Origin of the sequence: Allobosea sp. RCC_152_1, assembly GCF_041360765.1 — a bacterium.
GTDB classification, from domain to species: domain Bacteria; phylum Pseudomonadota; class Alphaproteobacteria; order Rhizobiales; family Beijerinckiaceae; genus Allobosea; species Allobosea spartocytisi.
Map to the genome: position 1 here is coordinate 61,108 of NZ_JBFUPU010000002.1, position 18,116 is coordinate 79,223.

Below are 18,116 nucleotides of genomic sequence, written 5' to 3' on the forward strand. Positions count from 1 at the left end.
GTAAGTTGCCGGACGCTAACGGAGGCCGCGAGGCCGGTCAAGCGCTAAGCGTAGGCTACAGCCCCCGGAAAAAAATGCGACGCTCCCGGATGACGGCCTGCGGCCTCGGAGCAACCGCCGGCATCGGCAAGGGATATCGACAAAAGGAACATCGGCTGCGCGCTCCCTGCAGCCTGCACCCCTCGGGGTCACAGAGCCCCCTCCGAAGGTTGAAGACCCCCTTGAACGGTTGGCAACCGAATGATTGACACGATTACGCAAAAATCGCGTCCATCGCGGAACGGTTTCTCAACCTGCCTGTCTTAGCGTTGCGCCCGCTCGAACCGGGACGGCTATGTACCACGAAGTCCATACCGAAAACATCGCAGCCCGCGCCCATGCGCCCGAGATCGCGAAGCTGCTCGACCGGTTCGCGTTCCATGGTCGCAACGGCCGGCCCGTCGCCTACGAAGACTTCATCGCCGAAATCATGCCGGCCTTCGGCGAGGACTTGGTCATCCTTGAGCCGACCGATGACGGTGATTATCGCTGGATCCATTACGGCCGCGAGATCGTGCGCTATGTCGGCGGCTCGCGGCTGGGCGAGACATTGGCCGCGATGCGGCCGCAGGTCGCGACATTCACGCGCGACTGCGCCGAACGCGCGCGCTCGGAGCGCAAGCCGCTCTACACCATCCACCGTTCCAAGCCGATCACCCGCGTCGCGCTGTGGGAGCGCCTCCTGCTCCCCACCATCGCGCAGGACGGACGGGACGTGGTGGTCGCCTTCAGCCGCCCGTTGCAGTTCCGCGAGGACCTGCTCAATGCGGTGCTGGACAACTCACCGAGCGGCATCGTCGCGCTGCGCGCCATCCGCGACGATGATGGCGGCATCGACCGCACGGTCATCGTCACGGCAAATGCACGGGCGGCCGAACTGGCCGGACGGCCCGGTGCCTGCCTGCTGGATTGCGAAGGCCGGGAGGGCCTGCCCTTCCTCAGCGACCCGACGCTCTGGCGCCGCTGCCTCCACGCGATGCAGCATCAGCGCGCCGACACCTTCGAAACCGCCTTCGCTCTTGGCGAGCGCACGACCTGGCTGAGGCTCGCGGTCGCCCCCCTCGGCGACGGGCTCCTCATGACACTGACCGACATCACCGACCTCACCGTCGCCAACCAGACCCTGCAACTGCGCGCCGCGACGCTCGCGCTCGAGATCGGCCGGGAGCGGGCGACGCGCCGGGCCCTGTCCGAAGAGATCGGCTATCGCGAGGAACGCGAAAAGGAACTGCGGCGCCTCGCCGAGACCGACCCGCTGACCGCTCTCCTCAACCGCCGCTCCTTCACCGAGCGCGCCCATGCCGCGATGGCGACGGGTGCGAGCGAGGATGCTGACATCTCGCTCATCATCGTCGATCTCGACCATTTCAAGCAGGTCAACGACTCCCACGGCCATGCGGCGGGAGACGCCGTCATCCGTGCCTTCGCCGATATGCTGCTCGGGCTGCTGCGCGGCGAGCGCCACCTCGTCGCCCGCGTCGGCGGCGAGGAATTCGCCATTCTGCTGCGCGGGGCCGGCGGGGCCGAGGCGGTGGCCAAGACGCGCCAGATCCAGGACGCGCTGGCGAGCCGCGCCTTGCCCGTTTCCGAGACGCTCGAACTCAAGGTCACCGCCAGCTACGGCATCGCGACACGCCAGTCGGAAGAGCAGCTCGCCATGCTGATGGAGCGCGCCGACCAGGCGCTCTACCGTGCCAAGAACGAGGGCCGGAACCGGATCGGCATCGCCGAGGCGAGCACGATCGCCGCCGTCGCGGCCTGAGTTCAGCGTTTCAGGCCGGCGAGCGCCGTCTCCAGCGCGGCCTCCGGCGCCACCGCCTGCCAGCCCGCCATCTGGTGCCGGAACCATGTCACCTGCCGCTTGGAATAGGCGCGCGTGTCGGCCTGCCCGCGCGCGATCGCCTCCTCCAGCGAGATTTCGCCGTCGAGATGCGCGATCAGACCCGGCACGCCATGGGCGCGCATGATCGGCAGGAGCGGATCGAGCCCCCGCTCCCGCAGCCGCGCAACCTCCTCCAGCGCGCCTGTCGCCATCATCGCCTCGAAGCGCCGGTCGATCCGGGCGCGCACATCCTCACGCGACGGGCTGACGAACAGGCGTAGCAGCGCCATGCCGTCGAGAGGTCCCGGCTCGCGCTCGCCCTGGAAGCTCGCCAGCGAACGCCCGGTCGCCAGATGCACCTCGATGGCACGCATGATCCGCAGCCGGTCCGACGGCCGCAGCCGGTCGGCCATGAGGGGATCGAGAGCGGCAAGCTCGGCATGCAGCGCCTCGGTCGCGGCGCCCTCCGCTCGCGCTCGGAAGGCGGAGCGCACCGCCTCCGGCACGGGCGGCATCGCCGAGAAGCCCTCGGTCACCGCTTTGAAGTAGAGCCCCGTTCCCCCCACCAGGATCGGCAGCTTGCCCTGCTCCCAAAGCTGCGGCAGCAAGGCCGCGACATCCGCCGCATAGCGCATCGCCGAGTAATTCACGGCACCGTCGACATGGCCGTAGAGCCGGTGCGGCGCGAGCGCCTCCTCGGCCTCGCTCGGGCGGGCGGAGAGGATGCGCAGATCGGCATAGACCTGCATGGAATCGGCGTTGACCACGACGCCGTCCAGCCGCCGGGCGATCTCGATGGCGAGCGCGGACTTGCCGCTGGCGGTCGGACCTGCGATGAGCACCGCCCTGATCGTCTCTTCCGCCTGCGTCACCGGTCCTCACATGCTCGTCGCGACACTTGTTTCCGCCCATGGCCAGGCGCTCGTCGGCGAGGCCCTGCTCGCACGCCTCGCCCGCGCAGTGCCGGGCATCCATCGCACAGCCACGCTGGACGGCGCCATCGCCGCCGATCTCTTCGCGGATGGAACCGACGCGCGCAAGCTCGAAGCCGAAATCCGGACCGCGCTGGAAGATGTGGCGATCGACGTCATCGTCCAGCCCGAAGCGAGCCGCCGCAAGGCCCTGTTCCTTGCCGACATGGATTCGACGATGATCGGCCAGGAATGCATCGACGAGCTCGCCGCCTGTGTCGGGCTGAAGGATCTCGTCTCAGCCATCACCGAGCGCGCCATGCGCGGCGAGATCGCCTTCGAGCCGGCGCTGCGCGAACGCGTCGCCTTGCTGAAGGGCGTGCCGCTGTCGGTGGTCGACGAGATCATCCGCGACCGCATCACCCTGACACCGGGCGGCTACGAGCTCGTCCATACGATGCGCGCCAACGGCGCCTACACCGCCCTGGTCTCCGGCGGCTTCACCGTCTTCACCGGTCCGATCAGCGCCGCCATCGGCTTCGACGAGCACCGCTCGAACGTGCTGCTGGCGCAGGACGGCATCCTGACCGGCGAGGTCGCCGACCCGATCCTCGGCAAGCAGGCCAAGCTCGATTCGCTCGTCGAACTGCGCAGCCGCTTCGGCCTCCGCCCCGAGCAGACGCTTGCGGTCGGCGACGGCGCCAACGACCTTGCCATGCTCGGCGAGGCCGGCCTCGGCATCGCCTTCCGTGCCAAGCCCGCTGTCGCGGCCGCGGCCGATGCCCGGCTGGAGCACGCCGATCTCACCGCCCTGCTCTACGCCCAGGGCTATACCGGCGGCGAGATCGTCAGGCGCTGATCAATCGACGATGAAGAGCTTCGCGCCCGTCTTCGTCTGCGAGCGGTGCGCCTCGGCGCCATCGGCGACCTGATAGCTCATGCCGGCCTTGAGCGGCATGACGCGGCCATCGTCCAGCGTCGTCTCCATCTCGCCTTCCAGGCACAGGATGATGTGGCCCTTCGTGCACCAGTGATCGGCGACGTAGCCGGCCGAATACTCGACCATCCGCACCCGGATGCGGTTCTCCTCCGGTCCGAAATACTGGACGCGCCAGATCGCCTCCCCGGCGTCGCCGGCATGGCGCTCGGCCGGCACGGCCGACCAGTCGGTGGTGACGAAGGAAATATCGCTGATCTTCATGTCGCTGCTCACCGGCCGGAGCCGCGCCCGTCTTGCCATGCCGAAGGCACGCAAGGTGCCAGCCGCGAGCCGGATGCGCCATCGCAAAGACGGGATCGGCGGCATGCCCGCAAAGCGCGGGCGCCAAACAAAAAGGGCGGCCCGCCGGGCCGCCCTCGATCTCGCCCTGTCAGGGACCGGTCAGTTCATCGCCACCGCGACGAAGCGGACCTCGCCCTGGCCGTTGGAAACCAGCAGAAGGGCGGACTTCTTGCCCTCCTTCTTCAGCGCATCGAGGCGCTTGGTCAGCTCGTCCGGCGTGTTGACCGGCTCCTGCCCGACCTCGACGATCAGCTCGCCGACCATGATGCGCTTGTCGGCGGCGTTCGAGTTCGGATCGACCTTCGTCACGACGACGCCCTTCAGCCCGTCCTTGATCGAATAGCGCTTCCTGAGCTCGTCGTTCTGGGCCGAAAGTTCGAGGCCGAGCGCGCTCGTCACCGCTGGCTTCGCCGCTTCCGGAGTGGGCTTGCTGGCGGAGGCGGTCTGGACCTTCTCGCCATCTTCGAGGCGGCCGAGCTTGACCGTCTTGATCTCTTCCTTGCCCTTGCGGACGATCGTGACCGGCACGTCCTTGCCGACCGGCGTCGCGGCGACGATGCGCGGCAGATCGCGCGAATCCTTCACGTCCTTGCCGTCGAACTTGGTGATCACGTCGCCGGTCTCGAGGCCGGCCGGCTTGCCCGGGCCCTTCTCGTCGACGCCGGCGATCAGCGCGCCGCGCGCCGTGCCCAGTCCCAGCGCATCCGCGGTGGCGTCGTCGATGCTCTGGATGCGCACGCCGAGCCAGCCGCGGCGGGTCTCGCCGAATTCGCGCAACTGCTCGACCACGTTCGCCGCCAGCGCGGCCGGCACGGCGAAGCCGATGCCGACCGAGCCGCCGGTCGGCGACAGGATCGCCGTGTTGATGCCGATGACCTCGCCGGCCATGTTGAACAGCGGGCCGCCGGAATTGCCCTTGTTGATGGCCGCGTCTGTCTGGATATAGGTGTCGTACGGCCCCTGGCTGATGTCGCGGTTGCGGGCCGAGATGATGCCCGACGAGACCGAGCCGCCGAGGCCGAACGGGTTGCCGATCGCCATCACCGGATCGCCGATCCGCATCTTGTCGGAATCGCCGAACTTCACGGAAGGCAGCGGCTTGTCGTGCTTCACCCGCAGCACGGCGAGATCGACCTTGGTGTCCTTGCCGATGACCTCGGCCTTGAGCCGCAGGCCGTCGCCGAAGATCACCGTGATCTCGTTGGCGTCGCCGATGACGTGATTATTGGTGACGACGATGCCCGACGGGTCGATGACGAAGCCCGAACCCGCCGATTGCGACCGGCGCTGCTGCGGCGCCTGGCGCTCGCCCTGCTGGTTGCGGCGGTTGAAGAACTCCTCGAACAGGTCGCCGAAGGGCGTATCGGGACCGAGCTGCGGCAATTGCGGCAGGTTGCGGCCCTTGGTGTCGCTGGTCGTAACGGCGGAGATGTTGACCACCGCCGGCATCACCTTGTCGACGAGGTCGGCGAGCGAGGTCTGACCTTGCAGCAAGGGGGTATTGGCTCTGGCCTGCGCCGGCGCCAGCACCGGCGTCAGCAGCGCCAGGCCGGCCACGCCGGCCGCGAGCGCGATGCGGACGGACCGGGCAGCCACGGGAACGGTTTTCAATGCCATTTGAATCCTCATGACGGAAAAAGGCAGGCCGATCGATGCGGCACAACTCTCGCGCCGAATTGAACTCCGAAATGCGGCGGAAGGGCGACGCACAATCGTGTCATCGAACACGATCGCGGGATAGTCTACCAGCTTCCGCGCGCGATCCAGACCAGGATCACGCCGAGCACCGCCGAGCCGAGCCCGATCAGACGCATCCGATCGGGCGGCGTCTCCGCCGCGCTGCGCAGGGCATCCTTCGCCAGATGCGGAATCGAAGCGAAGAGAATGCCCTCGATGGCGAAGACCAGGCCGAGCGCCGCGATGAAGTCGAACATCCGCGTCGCTCGCTGTGATCAGGGCCGTGCCGGCACGGGAGCCGGGTTTGCCGGCGCGGCCTGAGATTGCGCCTGTCCGCCCCCGCGCTGCGTGTTCGGCCCGTTGAAGAACTGGAAGAACGGCGAATCGGGGGTCAGCACCATGCGCGTATCGCCCGGCTTGATGCTCGCCTCATAGGCCTGCATCGAGCGGTAGAAGGCGAAGAACTCCGGATCCTTGCCGAAGGCCTCGGCGAACACCCTGTTGCGCTCGCCTTCGCCCTGGCCGCGGATCTCGTCGGACTTCTGCTGCGCTTCCGCGACGATCACGGTCGCGTCCCTGTCGGCCCTTGCGCGGATCTCCTGCGCCTGCTGACCGCCGAGCGCGCGCGCTTCCGCCGCCTCGCGCTGACGTTCGGTCTGCATGCGCTGGAACACCGCCGCCGAGTTCGCCGCCGGCAGGTCGACGCGGCGCAGCTTGACGTCGACGACCGTCATGCCGAAGCGCGCCGCCTCGCGGTTCACCACGTCGCGGATGCGGGCCATCAGCCGCGACCGCTCGGTGCGCACCACATCGACGAAGGTCGCATCCGCCAGGACCGAACGGACATTGCCGTTGACGATCGAGGTGAGCTGCGAATTCGCCCGCGGGATGTTGTTGACCGCCTGGTAGAAGCGCAGCGGATCAGAGATCCGGTAGCGCGTGAAGGCATCGACCACCAGACGCTTCTGGTCGGAGGCGATGATCTCCTGCGCCGGCAGATCGAGGTCGAGGATGCGGTTGTCGAGCAGCGTCACCGTCTCGATCGGCGCGAACCATTTGAAATAGAGGCCCGGCTCGGTCTTGACCGCGCGCACCGCGCCCAGCCTGAGCACGAGCGCCGACTGCGTCTGCGAGACGATGAAGGTGCAGGCGTAGAACACGGCCGCGACGGCGACGAGGACGACGACAAGAGCCGCCCGAAGGAAGGAACCGTTCATCGGGTCGCTCCCTGCTGCTGGCCGCCCCGGGCGGGTAGCCTCTGCAATTGGTCGAGCGGCAGATAGGGCACCACGCCCTGGCCGTTGCCCGTCGAGTCGAGGATGATCTTGTCGGTTCCGCCCATCACGCGTTCCATCGTCTCCAGGAAGAGGCGCTCGCGCGTCACGCCCGGAGCATTCTTGTACTGCTCGTAGACCGCGTTGAAGCGGCTGGCCTGACCGCGCGCTTCCGCCACGGTCTGCTCCTTGTAGGCTTCAGCCGACTGCACGAGCTGGGCGGCGCGGCCGCGCGACTCGGGCACGACGCGGTTGGCATAGGTCTGCGCCTCGTTGCGCAGGCGCTCCTGGTCGGCACGCGCCGCCTGGACGTCGCGGAAGGCGTCGATGACCTGCTGCGGCGGATCGACCTTCTGGAGCTGCACGAGCCGGATCTGCACGCCGGCATTGTAGCCGTTGAGCGTATCCTGCATGAGCTGGCGCACTTCCGTCTCGATCGCGCCACGGTCGGTGGTCAGCACCGGCTGGATGTTGCGCCGGCCGATGATCTCGCGCATCGCGCCCTCGGCCACGGCTTTGACGGTGCCGGGCGGGTCCTGGATGTTGAAGACGTAGTTCTCGGGCGCGGCCGGGTCGATCTGCCACTGCACGATGAAATCGATGTCGACGATGTTCTCGTCGCCGGTGAGCATCAGGCTTTCCTCGATCACGTCGGTCTGGCGCGACTGGCGCACCGCCTCGACGGTCCGGAAGCCGACCTCGGTGGTGATGACGTTCGTAACCTGCGGCTTGACCACATTGCCGATCGGATAGGGCCAGTTCCAGTTGGCGCCCTCGCCCGTCTTGCCGACGAACTTGCCGAACACGACGTTGAGGCCGACCTCGTTGGGCCGCACGAAATAGAATCCGGACAGAAGCCAGATCGCGATCAGGACCAGCGCGCCGAGCGCAAGGCCGCGGCCGCCGAGATTGCCGCCGGGAACGAGATTCTTCAGCCGGTCCTGGCTGCGCCGCAGAATTTCCTCGAGGTCGGGCGGATTGCCATTGCCCCCGCCGGAGCCGCCGCCCCATGGGCCGCCACCGCCACTGCCTCCGCGCTGGCCCCAGGGTCCGCCCCCGCCGCTGCCGCCGCCGCTCTGGTTACTCCAAGGCATTCCGGGCCCGTTCCCTTCCGTTCATTGTGCTTGAGGCCGAGCCATAGGTGAATGGCGGCCATTTGTCAGCGCCTCGGGGAGAGACGCTCGCCTGACTTGGTCATGGGCCATGAATTCGTCAACGGCGCAAGTCGCCCGTCATGCTCGGAAAAGCGACGATCAGCCGCGCCCCGCCCCGGCGCGCCGCCGATAGCTTGCGAAAGTGAAGGGGTGTTCGTTGTCGGAATCGGCCGGATGGCTCTCCCGCGCGGTTTCGACGAAGGCGCCCTTCTCCCAGGGCGGAAAGACCGCGTCGCCCCCCGGAGCGGCGTGAACGAGCGTCAGTTCGAGCCTGTCGGCCAGGGGCAGCATCTGGGCGTAGATTTCGGTGCCGCCGCCGATGATGACGGCATGGGCGTTCATCTCCCGCCCCAGCCTCTGACCCAGCGCCACCGCCTCCTCGACCGTATGTGCGACATCGACGCCATCGGCATTGAAGCCGGGATCGCGTGTCAGCACGATGGTCCGGCGCCCCAGCAGCGGCTTGCCGATGGAGAGATAGGTCTTGCGCCCCATGATGATCGGGCACCCCGTCGTGAGCTGGCGAAAGCGCCGCAGATCGGTCCTCAACCGCCAGATCAACTGGTTGTCGCTGCCGATCACGCCATTGTCGGCAACCGCCGCGACGAGGACGAGAGGAAGCGCCGCCATCGCCATCAGCCCACGGCGCCGAGCTTCGCCAGCGCCTCGCCCTCGAGCCGCTTCACCGTCCACTCGTCCTGCGCTTTGGCGCCGATGGAGCGGTAGAACACGCGCGACGGCTCGTTCCAGTTCAGCACCCACCAGGCGAGGCGCGGCAGGTCCTCCGCGACGCAACGCTGCGCCAGCCGCGCCATCAGCGCCTTGCCGATGCCGCGGCCGCGCTGCCCCGGCCGCACGAAGAGATCTTCGAGCCAGATGCCGTGCCGGCCCCTGAAGGTCGAATAGGTATAGAACCAGAGCGCGAAGCCGACCGGCTCGCCATCCCATTCGGCGATGTCGCAGAAGACACGCGGATTGTCGCCGAAGAGCGAGGCCGCGATCTCGTCCTCGGTCGCGACGACCTCGTGCAGCAGCTTCTCGTATTCGGCGAGTTCCTTGACGAAGCTCAGCACGAGTCCGGCTTCGCCGGAGCGCGCGGGACGGATGGAAAGAGTCATGCGGCGATCGGAGCCTCGATGGTCGAATGAGCGTTGCCGTAAGTGTGGTCGAAACGATGTGTAGCGACCCGCGACGGACCGGGCCACCCCGCTCGGGGCTTGTGCACATGGGTTGCCGGCGCACGCGGCGGGATCGCACGTTCTGCTTGTTCGCGTGGTCGGCCCGACACGCCGTGGGAGCCTCAAGGTTTGAACGGAACTGCAAAATTTGGAGTGAGGCTCGGAGACCGCGAACGCAGGTTACGGAAGGCCTCGGACGAGACCGGAGCCTCTCGAAGGCGCTGGGAACGGCCAATCGGGCGCGGCAGCCGGAGCATCGACCGGTCATCCGCGCTGGAATGCTTTGTGCTTGGCGCGCGCCTCCTTTGTCACGAGACCATCATCATGGCAGCAGCCGCTTGTTCCGCCGGACTCGACACCGGGTTCGCCGCTCTCGACTTCGGTCAGGTCATCGTGCTCGGGCTCGTCCAGGGCGTCAGCGAATTGCTGCCGATCTCCTCGACGGCCCATATGCGGGTCGTGCCGGCCCTGCTCGGCTGGCCTGATCCCGGCTCCGCCTTCTCGGCGCTGATGCAACTGGCAGCGCTGGCGGCCGTGATCAGCTATTTCAGGCGCGATGTCGGCAGCATCGCCGGCGGGGCGCTGGCCGCGGTGAGAACCCGCCGCTTCGCGGAAGGGCCGGGCCGGCTGGCGCTCGGCATCGTCCTGGCGACGATCCCGATCGTCATTGCCGGTGTCGCGCTCGCGCCCCTGCTCAACCGGTGCGGTTCGCCTCTGCGCGCGCTGGGGGTGATCGGCGCGACATCGCTGGTGATGGCGCTGCTGCTCGCGGCGACGGAATGGTTCGCAAGCCATCGCCGGACGGTGGAGCAGGCCGGCTTCCGGGATTTCCTGCTGGTCGGCCTGGCTCAGGTCGGGGCCCTGATCCCCGGCGTCTCGCGGTCGGGCTCGACCCTGACGGCGGCGCTGGGCCTCGGCTTCAAGCGCGCCGAGGCGGCGCGGCTGTCCTTCCTGCTCGGCCTGCCGGCCATCGCGCTGGCCGGGCTGAAGGAAGCCTGGGAGATCGCCAGGGCCGGCATCGACGCCCATGCCGTGGCGCTGCTGGTGGTCGGCCTGATCGCCGGCTCGCTCGCGTCCTTCGCCGCGATCTGGGGCTTGATGCGGTATCTCGAGCGGATGTCGAGCTGGGTCTTCGTGATCTACCGGGCCGGGATGGGCATCTTCCTCCTCTGGGCCGTCGCGACCGGGTTTCTGGCCTGAAATCCTGCGGTGTGAGGCAAGATGGCGAAGGCGTGCGCGGCCGCACGCGCCCCGGCGTGAGGATGGCTATCTCCTGAGCCTGCCTGCGAGCCCGATCAGATCCGCCAGCGTGGCCGCCCCCATCTTCCGCATCACCTGGCCGCGATGCACCTTCACCGTCACTTCGCTCAGCTTGAGATCGGCCGCGATCTGCTTGTTCAGGCGGCCTGCGACGACGAAGGCCATGATCTCCTTCTCGCGCATCGACAGCGTCGCGAAGCGCGCCCCAAGCTCCGCCAGGCTGGCTTCCTGCGCCCTGCGCGCCCGGTCCCGCTCGATCGCCGCGCGCACCGCATCCAGCAGATCCTGCTCGCGGAACGGCTTCAGCAGGAATTCCACCGCGCCCGTCTTCATGGCGCGCACGGCCATGGGCACATCGCCATGGCCGGTCAGGAAAACGATCGGAAGCGGATCGCCCATCCCTGCGAGCTCCGCCTGGAAATCCATGCCGCTCGGCCCGGGCATCCTGACATCGAGGACGAGGCAGCTCGGCCTTTCCGGGCGCCTGTGCAGCGCAAAGTCCTGGACCGAACCGAAGGTCGCCACCGCATAGCCGACAGAGCGGAACAGGCTGTCCAGCCCGTCGCGGACGGAAGGATCGTCGTCGACGACGAAGACGATCGGCGGCTCATCAGCCATGGTTGCGCTCCGCTGTCGCTGCCCTCACCGGAAGGGTGAAACCGAAGACCATGCCGCGCGGAGGATTGGCCGCGGCATAGATCGTCCCACCATGGGCCTCGACGATCGAGCGGCTGATCGCCAGCCCCATGCCCATCCCGCCGGGCTTGGTCGAGTGGAAGGCGTCGAAGATCCGCTCGATGGCGGCGGGGGCGAGGCTCACGCCGGTATCGCGGATGCTCACGGTGACCCTCTCGCCATCGGTTGCAGCGCCGACCAGCATGTCCCGCGGCCCGGTTTCCTGCTGACCGATGGCCTCGGCTGCGTTCACCAGCAGATTGAGGACGACCTGCTGCAGCTGGACCCGGTCGGCGATCACCCGCGGCAGGTCATCGGCCAGGTCGGTCCGCAACGTCACTTGCGCCTTGCGGATCTCGCTGCGCGTCAATGACAGCACGTCCTCGATCAGGGCGGCCACATCGACCGTCTCGCGCGAGGGAGGCGCCTTCGCCACCATCCTGCGCACGCGGCCGATCACGTCGCCGGCGCGGTCCGCATCGGCGACGACGCGCTCCAGCGCCCGCCTGGCCTCGGCCGGGTCGGCGGGGGTGGCGGCAAGCCAGCGCAGGGCGGCGTGCCCGTTGGCGACGATGCCGGCGAGCGGCTGGCTGACCTCATGCGCGATCGATGCTGTCAGCTCGCCCATCATCGTGACGCGCGAGATATGGGCAAGCTCCGCTCGCGCCTGGCGGGCGCGGGCTTCGGCGGCCTCGATCCGTATCGCCAGATAGGTCGTAGCCCCGATCGCAATCAGGCTGAGGAGGCAGTTGACCAGCCCGGCATGCTCCGCCCCGCGCGGGGTGAGCAGATAGCTGAGGATCGTCAACCCGGCGCTGGCCGCGCCGACCCAGAGCACGACCGCCGGCCGGTCAAACCACACCGAAACCAGGATCACCGCGACATAGAGGACCGCAACCGCGATCTCCAGATCGGTATAGGTATCGGCGAGGAAGATCGCGGCCGCCAGCAAGGCGAGGCTCAGGCCAAGCCCGGCCTTCCCGAGGCGGAAACGCTCACGGTCGAGCACGCGCATCGCCTCCCCCACGGACATCCCGCACCGCTTGCCGGACCGGGCTCGTTCCGGGCGGCATCATCGATCCAGTACCGCAAGCGGCTCCGTTCGACCATTGCGCCCTGAGCGCGGCGAGCGCTCGGCCCGGGAGTGCCTCAGCTCGGATTTTCGAGGGTGAAGAGGTCGGCGGCCTCGTCATAGGCGAAGTACTCGCCATAACGGGCCCAGTTGGTGACGGCCTTGAGGGTCGTGGCGGCATAATCCTCCGACATGTGATCCTCGAGTTCGTCGCGGAAGCGCCCGGCCGGCGCCCGATGGCTCGAGCGCTCGTCCAGCACCCGGCGGATATGCGCCGCGAGCGGTACATAGGCGGCGAGCTGCTGGGCGAAGAGGCGCTTGCGTTCGTCGACATCGCTGTCGGCGAAGCGTAAGCCCGGCGCCGTGAGCCTGATGTCGCCGCCCTCGATATCGGCGAAGCGGAGCAGTTGGAGCGTCTCCGCCACCGGGAAGAGATCGTCGATCTCGTGATGGAGCTGCGCCGCGAGCGGCGGCAGATCGGCCTCGCCCTTATAGGGTTCGGCTGCGATCGCCTCGATGAGACCGGCCATGAGATTGGTCGAGACGCGCGGCAGCGACATCGCGATGCCGGTGCCGGGAAAAAAGCCCTCGCGCGCCGGGACCCCCGGACGCGCCGTCATGCGCGCATAGATCTCGTCCACCAGCGCGCGGAAGGCGGGATCGAGACGGTTGCGCGGCTGGGGCAATTCGACGCGCAGCTCCGCAATGACGCGGCCGGGATTGGAGCCGAAGAGCAGGATGCGATCGCACATCAGCACCGCCTCCTCGATGTTATGGGTCACCATCAGGATGGCCTCGATCGGCATCCGCCCCTCGCACCACAGGTCAAGCAGGTCCGTGCGCAGCGTCTCGGCGGTCAGGACGTCGAGCGCCGAGAACGGCTCGTCCATCAGCAGGACCTTGGGATGCACGACCAAGGCGCGGGCGAGCCCGACGCGCTGGCGCATGCCGCCGGACAATTCCTTCGGATAAGCGCTCTCGAAACCGTCGAGGCCGATCAGGTCGATGGCGGCAAGCGCCCGCTTGCGCCGCTCGGCCGGCGCCACGCCCTGCGCTTCGAGGCCGAGCTCGACATTTTCCAGAACCGTCAACCAGGGAAACAGGGCGAAGCTCTGGAAGACGACGGCGACTCCGGCACTCGGCCCCGCCACCGGCCGGCCGCAGAATTCGACGGTGCCGCCGCTCGGCTGGATCAGCCCGGCGATCGCCCGCAGCAAGGTCGATTTTCCCGAGCCGGAACGCCCGAGCAAACCCACGATCTCGCCGGGATCGAGCGTGACGTCGACCTTGTCGAGCACGACGAGGGAGCCGGCCCCTCCCTTGTCGTAGCTCTGGCAGACCTGTCGAGCCCGGACCAGCGCGTCGGACCGGTTGCTGTTCAATGCGGAAGTCTCGGTGATGCTGTCCATCGGTCGGATCCTTTCGGGAACTTCAGTCGAGGCGCATGCGGCGCTCGGCGAGGACGTAGAGCGGGCGCCAGAGCACGCGGTTCAACAGGGTGACGAAGAGCGACATCACGGCGATGCCCAGCACGACGCGCGCAAAGTCGCCGGCCTCGGTCGCATTGGCGATGTAGGAGCCCAGCCCATAGGCCTCGAGCTTGGTATCGCCCCAGCTCGCCACCTCGGCGACGATGCTCGCGTTCCAGGAGCCGCCGCAGGCCGTCAGCGCGCCGGTAACGTAGTAGGGAAAGATCCCCGGCAGGATGACGCGCCGCCACCAGGTCCATGAGCGGAGCTGGTAGACGCGGGCGACCTCGCGCAGATCGGTCGGGAAGGCGCTCGCCCCGGCGATGACGTTGAACAGGATGTACCACTGCGTCCCCAGCACCATCAGCGGCGAGAGCCAGATTTCCGGGCTCGCGCCGGTGCTGACGATGGCGATGACGGCGAAGGGAAACAGCACATTGGCCGGAAAGGCCGCGAGGAACTGCGCGACCGGCTGGACCCGCTCTGCAATCTCGGGGCGCAGGCCGACCCATACGCCGATCGGCACCCAGATCACGCTCGCGACGGCGATCAACACGACGACCCGCAGCAGGGTGACGAGGCCGCGCACCAAAGCATCCCCGGCATCCCCCCACGACAGGGTCTGCCCGACATAGGAGACCGCGATCCAGGTCGACCACGCGCCCAGCGCCACGATCAGGCCGAGCCAAGCATAGTCCAGCGCGCGGCTCGCCGCAGGGGCGATCCTGACGGGCCGCGAGGACGCCAGCCGAAACCGCAGCAGCATGAGCCGGTTGCCGAGCCAGGCGAAGGGAACCATCAGGCGCTTGAGCAGGCGGGTGCGGCGCGCCAGGCCATAGACCCATGAGCGGGGCTTCCGCTGCCCCGCCGTCTGCTCGAAGCGGAACTTGTCGGCCCAGGCGACGATCGGGCGGAACAGGAGCTGATCGTAGAGGCCGATCACCACGGCCATGGCGAGCACGGCCCAGCCCACGGCCAGGAAGTCCTGCTCCTTGATGGCGAGCGCGAGCCAGGAACCGAGCCCCGGAAGCTGGACCGTCGTGTCGCCGACCGTGATCGCCTCCGAGGCGACGACGAAGAACCAGCCGCCCGACATCGACATCATGGTGTTCCACACCAGGCCGGGCATCGCGAACGGGGCCTCCAGCCGGCAGAAGCGCTGCCAGGAGGACAGGCCGAAGCCGCGGCTGACCTCGTCCAGATCGCGCGGCACGGTCCGCAGCGACTGATAGAAGGAGAAGGCCATGTTCCAGGCCTGGCTGGTGAAGATCGCGAAGATCGAGGCGCATTCGGCGCCGAGCTGGCTGCCGGGGAACAGCCCCATGAAGAAGGTGACGGTGAAGGTCAGAAAGCCGAGCACCGGCACCGATTGAAGGATATCGAGCGCCGGAATGATCAGCATTTCGGCGCGGCGGCTCTTGGCCGCCAGGGTCGCGACGACGAAGGTGAAGATCAACGAGGCGATGATCGCCGCGAACATCCGCATCGTCGTGCGCAGCGCGTATTCCGGCAGCAACGCCGGATCGAGCGCGATGGGCGCGCTGGAAAGGCCGGCGAGCGGCGCATGCATCGCCGCCGCGCCATGGAACGTCAGCACCGCGAGCGTGGCGAGCAGCGCGAAGGCGGCGAGGTCGTAGAGATTGGGCAGCACCCGCTCGCGGGCGAGAGCGGCAAGGGCGCTGCCCCGCTCGGGATTGTTGGACAGGAATGCCATCACGGAACCTCGGCTGAATAGCGACCGGCATGGCCGATGGAGAGCGCCGTGCCGCCGCGCGCCAGCAGCCCGGCATGGGGCAGGAAGACTCTGCAGCGCCTGCTGGCGCGAGATCGTCGGGCGCCCTCCTCCCCACATTCCGGCTGCCAGCAGCATTCCAGACGCCCATCCACCTCGCTGATCCGCCACGCGGCCACGAGGCGCGAACGCCCGGCCTTCATGCGCGGCGCGAAGCGCAGAACCTGGGAAGAGACAGGCCGCGCCGGGCCGGGTCCGGCGGGAGCCACCGACCGGGGAAAGGCGAGGATATCGTTCATGACGCATCTCCTTCGACCTGCTCGAAGTCGTCCTTAGCGCCGGGCGACGTCCGGCGCGCTCCTGCATCACAGGCGTGCGAGATCGCAAAGCGCCGCCGCAGCGGACCGACGCGATCTCTCCCTCCTCGAAGAAGGGCCGTGCGATGTGAAAGGGCGCCGCCTCGTTGCGGCGACGTCACGCTGTTTGCGCGCTGTCGGGGGCGGGATCAATCGGACGAAGGCATCGCCAACTATACCTGGGTATAGAGGCCGCATCGCAGCTTGAAGCGCCTCGACAGCCCGGGCGGTTCGACAGGTGTCGATATCGCCCCGGCGCAGGCTTACTCGCGTCGCGGAATGATGTTTGATGGATGCCCGTTCCGGAGCGATTCCATGCAGGCTCTCGTTGACGCGCTCGATCGGGGCCTGGGCGCGATCTGCCTGGCAGCCCGATGGCTCGCCTTGCCTCTCGTGCTTCTGCTGTTCCTGCAATGGCCGCTGCGCGATCTTTACAAGGGCTGGTCGCGTGAGGCGAACGATCTCGGGCAATGCGTATTCGCCCTTTACGTCGCGGTATCGCTGACGGCGGCCACCCGTTCCGGCGCCCATCTGGCCAGCGATGCCCTGGCGCATCGGCACGGGGAGAGGCTGCGTCGGGCACTGGAGGCCGGCCTCATCGTGCTGGGGCTTCTGCCCTGGTCGCTGTTTCTGCTGATCGTCGGTTGGCCTGCCCTGCTGATCAGCCTTCGCGGCCTCGAGGCCTTCCCGGATACCGGCAATCCCGGCTATTTCCTCATCCGCGCCTCGGGCTTCCTCCTGGCGGCCCTTGTCTTCATCTCTGGCCTGCTCGGTTTGCTGCGGAGGCGCGCGTGAACCAGTGGATCGGCCTGGCCATGCTCGCCGGGGTCGCGCTGGGCGCGATCGCGACGGGGTTGCCCGTCTGGGGCGTCCTGATCGGCCTTGCGACGATCGGCGCTGCCGCATCGACCGTGCTCGACCCGTCCAGCGCGGCGCTCTTCGCGGCGCTGCCGAGCCGCCTCGTCGGCCTGCTGGAATCGGATCTGCTGCAGGCCCTGCCGCTTTTTGTCTTCATGGGCGCGCTGCTGAACCGGCTGCCGCTCGCCCGCATCCTGTTTCGCGCGGGCTTGCGCCCCTTCGGCGGCGCACGCGGCGCGACGCTGGCGCTCGGCGCCATCCTGGGGCCGATGAACGGTTCCGTCAGCGCCAATGCGATCGCCCTGACGCGCGCGATCGAGCCGGCATTGGCCGAGCATGAGGTGACGCCCGCCGAGAGTGTCGCGTTGCTGACGGTGGCGAGCACGCTCGGCGTGCTCGTGCCGCCTTCCCTCGTCCTGATCCTGCTCGGCGATGCGATGATGACGGCTCACACCATCGCCCTGAATGCCACCGGCCGGGTCGATCGCATCGTCAACACGCAGGATGTTTTCCGCGGCGCGATGCTGCCGGCGGGGCTGTTTCTCGCGGCCTGCCTCGCCCTGGCCTTCCTGCGCCGGGAACCCGGCAAGCGCCTTCCCGCCCCGACGCTGAAGGAAGCGCTGCTGGCGCTCGTGACGGTCGGATTCATCGGCGGGCTCCTGCTGGGCGTCGCGCTCGGCTATTTCTACGCGGTCGAGGCGGCGGCGATGGGGGCCGTCGGCCTGCTCGGCGCGGGCTTGCTCAGCCGTCGACTGGACGGCGCGACGCTGAAGGCGGTTCTGGACGATACGCTGGCGATGACCGGCGCGCTGATGGCCCTGCTGGTCGCGGCGACGACCTTCACGCTCGTCTTCCGCGTGCTCGGGAGCGACCGGCTGGTCGCCAGCTGGATGGAGGCGGTGCCCGGCGGTCCTCTGGGGATTTTGGGAGCCGGCCTCATCCTGATTTTCATCGCGGCCTTCGTTCTCGACGCCTTCGAGATCATCTTCGTGCTGGTGCCGATCCTGCTGCCGCCGATCCTGATGCGGGTCGAGGATGCGCAATGGGTCGCGGTCCTGACCCTGCTCGTCCTGCAGACGAGCTTCCTGCTCCCGCCGCTCGGCTATGCGCTGACGATGACGCGGGCGGCGGCGAGCCGGCGCGCGCCGTTGCGCGCCGCCATGGCGTCGCTCGCCCCCTTCATCCTCGTGCAGCTCTTCGTGACGGCGGCCGTCGTCTGCTGGCCGCGCCTGGCGCATCTGGGCCAGCCGCCCGCGGCGGCCGTCGCGGCCCCATCCGAAGCCGACGCCGCCCGCCGCCTGCACGACATCACCCCTCCCGCCGACCTGCTGGAGATCGCGCCGCCGAAGTTTTGACT

Annotated in this window: 18 protein-coding genes; 5 read left to right on the plus strand and 13 right to left on the minus strand. The window is 68.3% G+C overall.

Annotation, left to right across the window (positions count from 1 at the left end; genetic code table 11):
• Window positions 1-334: 334 nt before the first annotated feature.
• Window positions 335-1,801 carry a GGDEF domain-containing protein gene (locus AB6806_RS06615; protein WP_051987487.1) on the plus strand — a complete coding sequence of 489 codons (1,467 nt, stop codon included), beginning with the start codon at window positions 335-337 and terminating at the stop codon, window positions 1,799-1,801.
• Between the two features lie 2 nt (window positions 1,802-1,803).
• On the opposite strand, the gene miaA is transcribed toward AB6806_RS06615, so the two are convergent.
• Window positions 1,804-2,733, minus strand: coding sequence for a tRNA (adenosine(37)-N6)-dimethylallyltransferase MiaA (miaA, locus tag AB6806_RS06620; protein WP_113252443.1), 930 nt, complete (start codon window positions 2,731-2,733; stop codon window positions 1,804-1,806).
• Between the two features lie 10 nt (window positions 2,734-2,743).
• Between miaA and serB the strand changes: the two genes are divergently transcribed.
• Window positions 2,744-3,631: a phosphoserine phosphatase SerB gene (serB, locus tag AB6806_RS06625; protein WP_142021915.1), complete on the plus strand. Its 888-nt coding sequence runs from the start codon at window positions 2,744-2,746 to the stop codon at window positions 3,629-3,631.
• Here the strand turns inward: serB and AB6806_RS06630 are convergent, their stop codons facing one another.
• The 7 genes from AB6806_RS06630 to AB6806_RS06660 form a co-directional block, all read right to left on the minus strand.
• Entirely contained in the window at window positions 3,632-3,973 is a 342-nt protein-coding gene (locus tag AB6806_RS06630; protein WP_142021836.1) for a DHCW motif cupin fold protein, read from the minus strand.
• A gap of 180 nt (window positions 3,974-4,153) precedes the next feature.
• Window positions 4,154-5,671, minus strand: coding sequence for a DegQ family serine endoprotease (locus AB6806_RS06635; RefSeq protein WP_038358778.1), 1,518 nt, complete (start codon window positions 5,669-5,671; stop codon window positions 4,154-4,156).
• A gap of 125 nt (window positions 5,672-5,796) precedes the next feature.
• The gene (locus AB6806_RS06640) at window positions 5,797-5,988 is read right to left on the minus strand and encodes a DUF2065 domain-containing protein (RefSeq protein WP_038358780.1); all 192 of its coding nucleotides are present in this window, start codon (window positions 5,986-5,988) and stop codon (window positions 5,797-5,799) included.
• A gap of 18 nt (window positions 5,989-6,006) precedes the next feature.
• Complete coding sequence (gene hflC, locus AB6806_RS06645) at window positions 6,007-6,948, minus strand: protease modulator HflC (protein WP_038358783.1); 942 nt, start codon at window positions 6,946-6,948, stop codon at window positions 6,007-6,009.
• Entirely contained in the window at window positions 6,945-8,099 is a 1,155-nt protein-coding gene (gene hflK, locus AB6806_RS06650) for an FtsH protease activity modulator HflK (protein WP_113252446.1), read from the minus strand. Before hflK ends, hflC begins: the two co-directional genes overlap by 4 nt.
• Before the next feature lie 159 nt (window positions 8,100-8,258).
• On the minus strand, window positions 8,259-8,795 hold the full coding sequence (locus AB6806_RS06655) for a dihydrofolate reductase (RefSeq protein ID WP_370954330.1): 537 nt from the start codon (window positions 8,793-8,795) through the stop codon (window positions 8,259-8,261).
• A complete protein-coding gene (locus tag AB6806_RS06660; RefSeq protein WP_113252447.1) occupies window positions 8,795-9,277 on the minus strand; it encodes a GNAT family N-acetyltransferase in 483 nt (160 codons plus the stop codon). Before AB6806_RS06660 ends, AB6806_RS06655 begins: the two co-directional genes overlap by 1 nt.
• Before the next feature lie 384 nt (window positions 9,278-9,661).
• Here AB6806_RS06660 and AB6806_RS06665 point away from each other — a divergent pair, with 384 nt between their 5' ends.
• Entirely contained in the window at window positions 9,662-10,537 is an 876-nt protein-coding gene (locus AB6806_RS06665) for an undecaprenyl-diphosphate phosphatase (protein WP_038358793.1), read from the plus strand.
• A 66-nt stretch (window positions 10,538-10,603) separates the two neighbouring features.
• Here the strand turns inward: AB6806_RS06665 and AB6806_RS06670 are convergent, their stop codons facing one another.
• The 5 genes from AB6806_RS06670 to AB6806_RS06690 all read right to left on the minus strand — a co-directional run bounded on the left by AB6806_RS06670 (window position 10,604) and on the right by AB6806_RS06690 (window position 15,844).
• The gene (locus tag AB6806_RS06670) at window positions 10,604-11,215 is read right to left on the minus strand and encodes a response regulator transcription factor (protein ID WP_142021834.1); all 612 of its coding nucleotides are present in this window, start codon (window positions 11,213-11,215) and stop codon (window positions 10,604-10,606) included.
• Complete coding sequence (locus AB6806_RS06675; RefSeq protein ID WP_370954331.1) at window positions 11,208-12,305, minus strand: sensor histidine kinase; 1,098 nt, start codon at window positions 12,303-12,305, stop codon at window positions 11,208-11,210. The genes AB6806_RS06670 and AB6806_RS06675 overlap by 8 nt, the downstream gene beginning before the upstream one ends.
• Before the next feature lie 116 nt (window positions 12,306-12,421).
• Window positions 12,422-13,753, minus strand: coding sequence for an ABC transporter ATP-binding protein (locus tag AB6806_RS06680; protein WP_142021833.1), 1,332 nt, complete (start codon window positions 13,751-13,753; stop codon window positions 12,422-12,424).
• Between the two features lie 22 nt (window positions 13,754-13,775).
• Window positions 13,776-15,527 carry an ABC transporter permease gene (locus AB6806_RS06685; protein ID WP_142021832.1) on the minus strand — a complete coding sequence of 584 codons (1,752 nt, stop codon included), beginning with the start codon at window positions 15,525-15,527 and terminating at the stop codon, window positions 13,776-13,778.
• Window positions 15,527-15,844, minus strand: coding sequence for a hypothetical protein (locus AB6806_RS06690; protein ID WP_142021831.1), 318 nt, complete (start codon window positions 15,842-15,844; stop codon window positions 15,527-15,529). The genes AB6806_RS06685 and AB6806_RS06690 overlap by 1 nt, the downstream gene beginning before the upstream one ends.
• A 261-nt stretch (window positions 15,845-16,105) precedes the next feature.
• Between AB6806_RS06690 and AB6806_RS06695 the strand changes: the two genes are divergently transcribed.
• On the plus strand, window positions 16,106-16,696 hold the full coding sequence (locus tag AB6806_RS06695; protein WP_142021830.1) for a TRAP transporter small permease subunit: 591 nt from the start codon (window positions 16,106-16,108) through the stop codon (window positions 16,694-16,696).
• Window positions 16,693-18,114, plus strand: a complete 1,422-nt coding sequence (locus tag AB6806_RS06700) for a TRAP transporter large permease subunit (protein ID WP_142021829.1) — start codon at window positions 16,693-16,695, stop codon at window positions 18,112-18,114. The genes AB6806_RS06695 and AB6806_RS06700 overlap by 4 nt, the downstream gene beginning before the upstream one ends.
• Window positions 18,115-18,116: the final 2 nt, after the last annotated feature.

Coding starts and splice junctions, on each gene's coding strand:
- AB6806_RS06615 (WP_051987487.1), top strand. CDS start 335: ATGTACCACGAAGTCCATACCGAAAACATCGCAGCCCGCGCCCATGCG.
- serB (WP_142021915.1), top strand. CDS start 2,744: ATGCTCGTCGCGACACTTGTTTCCGCCCATGGCCAGGCGCTCGTCGGC.
- AB6806_RS06630 (WP_142021836.1), bottom strand. CDS start 3,973: ATGAAGATCAGCGATATTTCCTTCGTCACCACCGACTGGTCGGCCGTG.
- AB6806_RS06635 (WP_038358778.1), bottom strand. CDS start 5,671: ATGGCATTGAAAACCGTTCCCGTGGCTGCCCGGTCCGTCCGCATCGCG.
- AB6806_RS06640 (WP_038358780.1), bottom strand. CDS start 5,988: ATGTTCGACTTCATCGCGGCGCTCGGCCTGGTCTTCGCCATCGAGGGC.
- hflC (WP_038358783.1), bottom strand. CDS start 6,948: ATGAACGGTTCCTTCCTTCGGGCGGCTCTTGTCGTCGTCCTCGTCGCC.
- hflK (WP_113252446.1), bottom strand. CDS start 8,099: ATGCCTTGGAGTAACCAGAGCGGCGGCGGCAGCGGCGGGGGCGGACCC.
- AB6806_RS06655 (WP_370954330.1), bottom strand. CDS start 8,795: ATGGCGATGGCGGCGCTTCCTCTCGTCCTCGTCGCGGCGGTTGCCGAC.
- AB6806_RS06660 (WP_113252447.1), bottom strand. CDS start 9,277: ATGACTCTTTCCATCCGTCCCGCGCGCTCCGGCGAAGCCGGACTCGTG.
- AB6806_RS06665 (WP_038358793.1), top strand. CDS start 9,662: ATGGCAGCAGCCGCTTGTTCCGCCGGACTCGACACCGGGTTCGCCGCT.
- AB6806_RS06670 (WP_142021834.1), bottom strand. CDS start 11,215: ATGGCTGATGAGCCGCCGATCGTCTTCGTCGTCGACGACGATCCTTCC.
- AB6806_RS06675 (WP_370954331.1), bottom strand. CDS start 12,305: ATGTCCGTGGGGGAGGCGATGCGCGTGCTCGACCGTGAGCGTTTCCGC.
- AB6806_RS06680 (WP_142021833.1), bottom strand. CDS start 13,753: ATGGACAGCATCACCGAGACTTCCGCATTGAACAGCAACCGGTCCGAC.
- AB6806_RS06685 (WP_142021832.1), bottom strand. CDS start 15,527: ATGGCATTCCTGTCCAACAATCCCGAGCGGGGCAGCGCCCTTGCCGCT.
- AB6806_RS06690 (WP_142021831.1), bottom strand. CDS start 15,844: ATGAACGATATCCTCGCCTTTCCCCGGTCGGTGGCTCCCGCCGGACCC.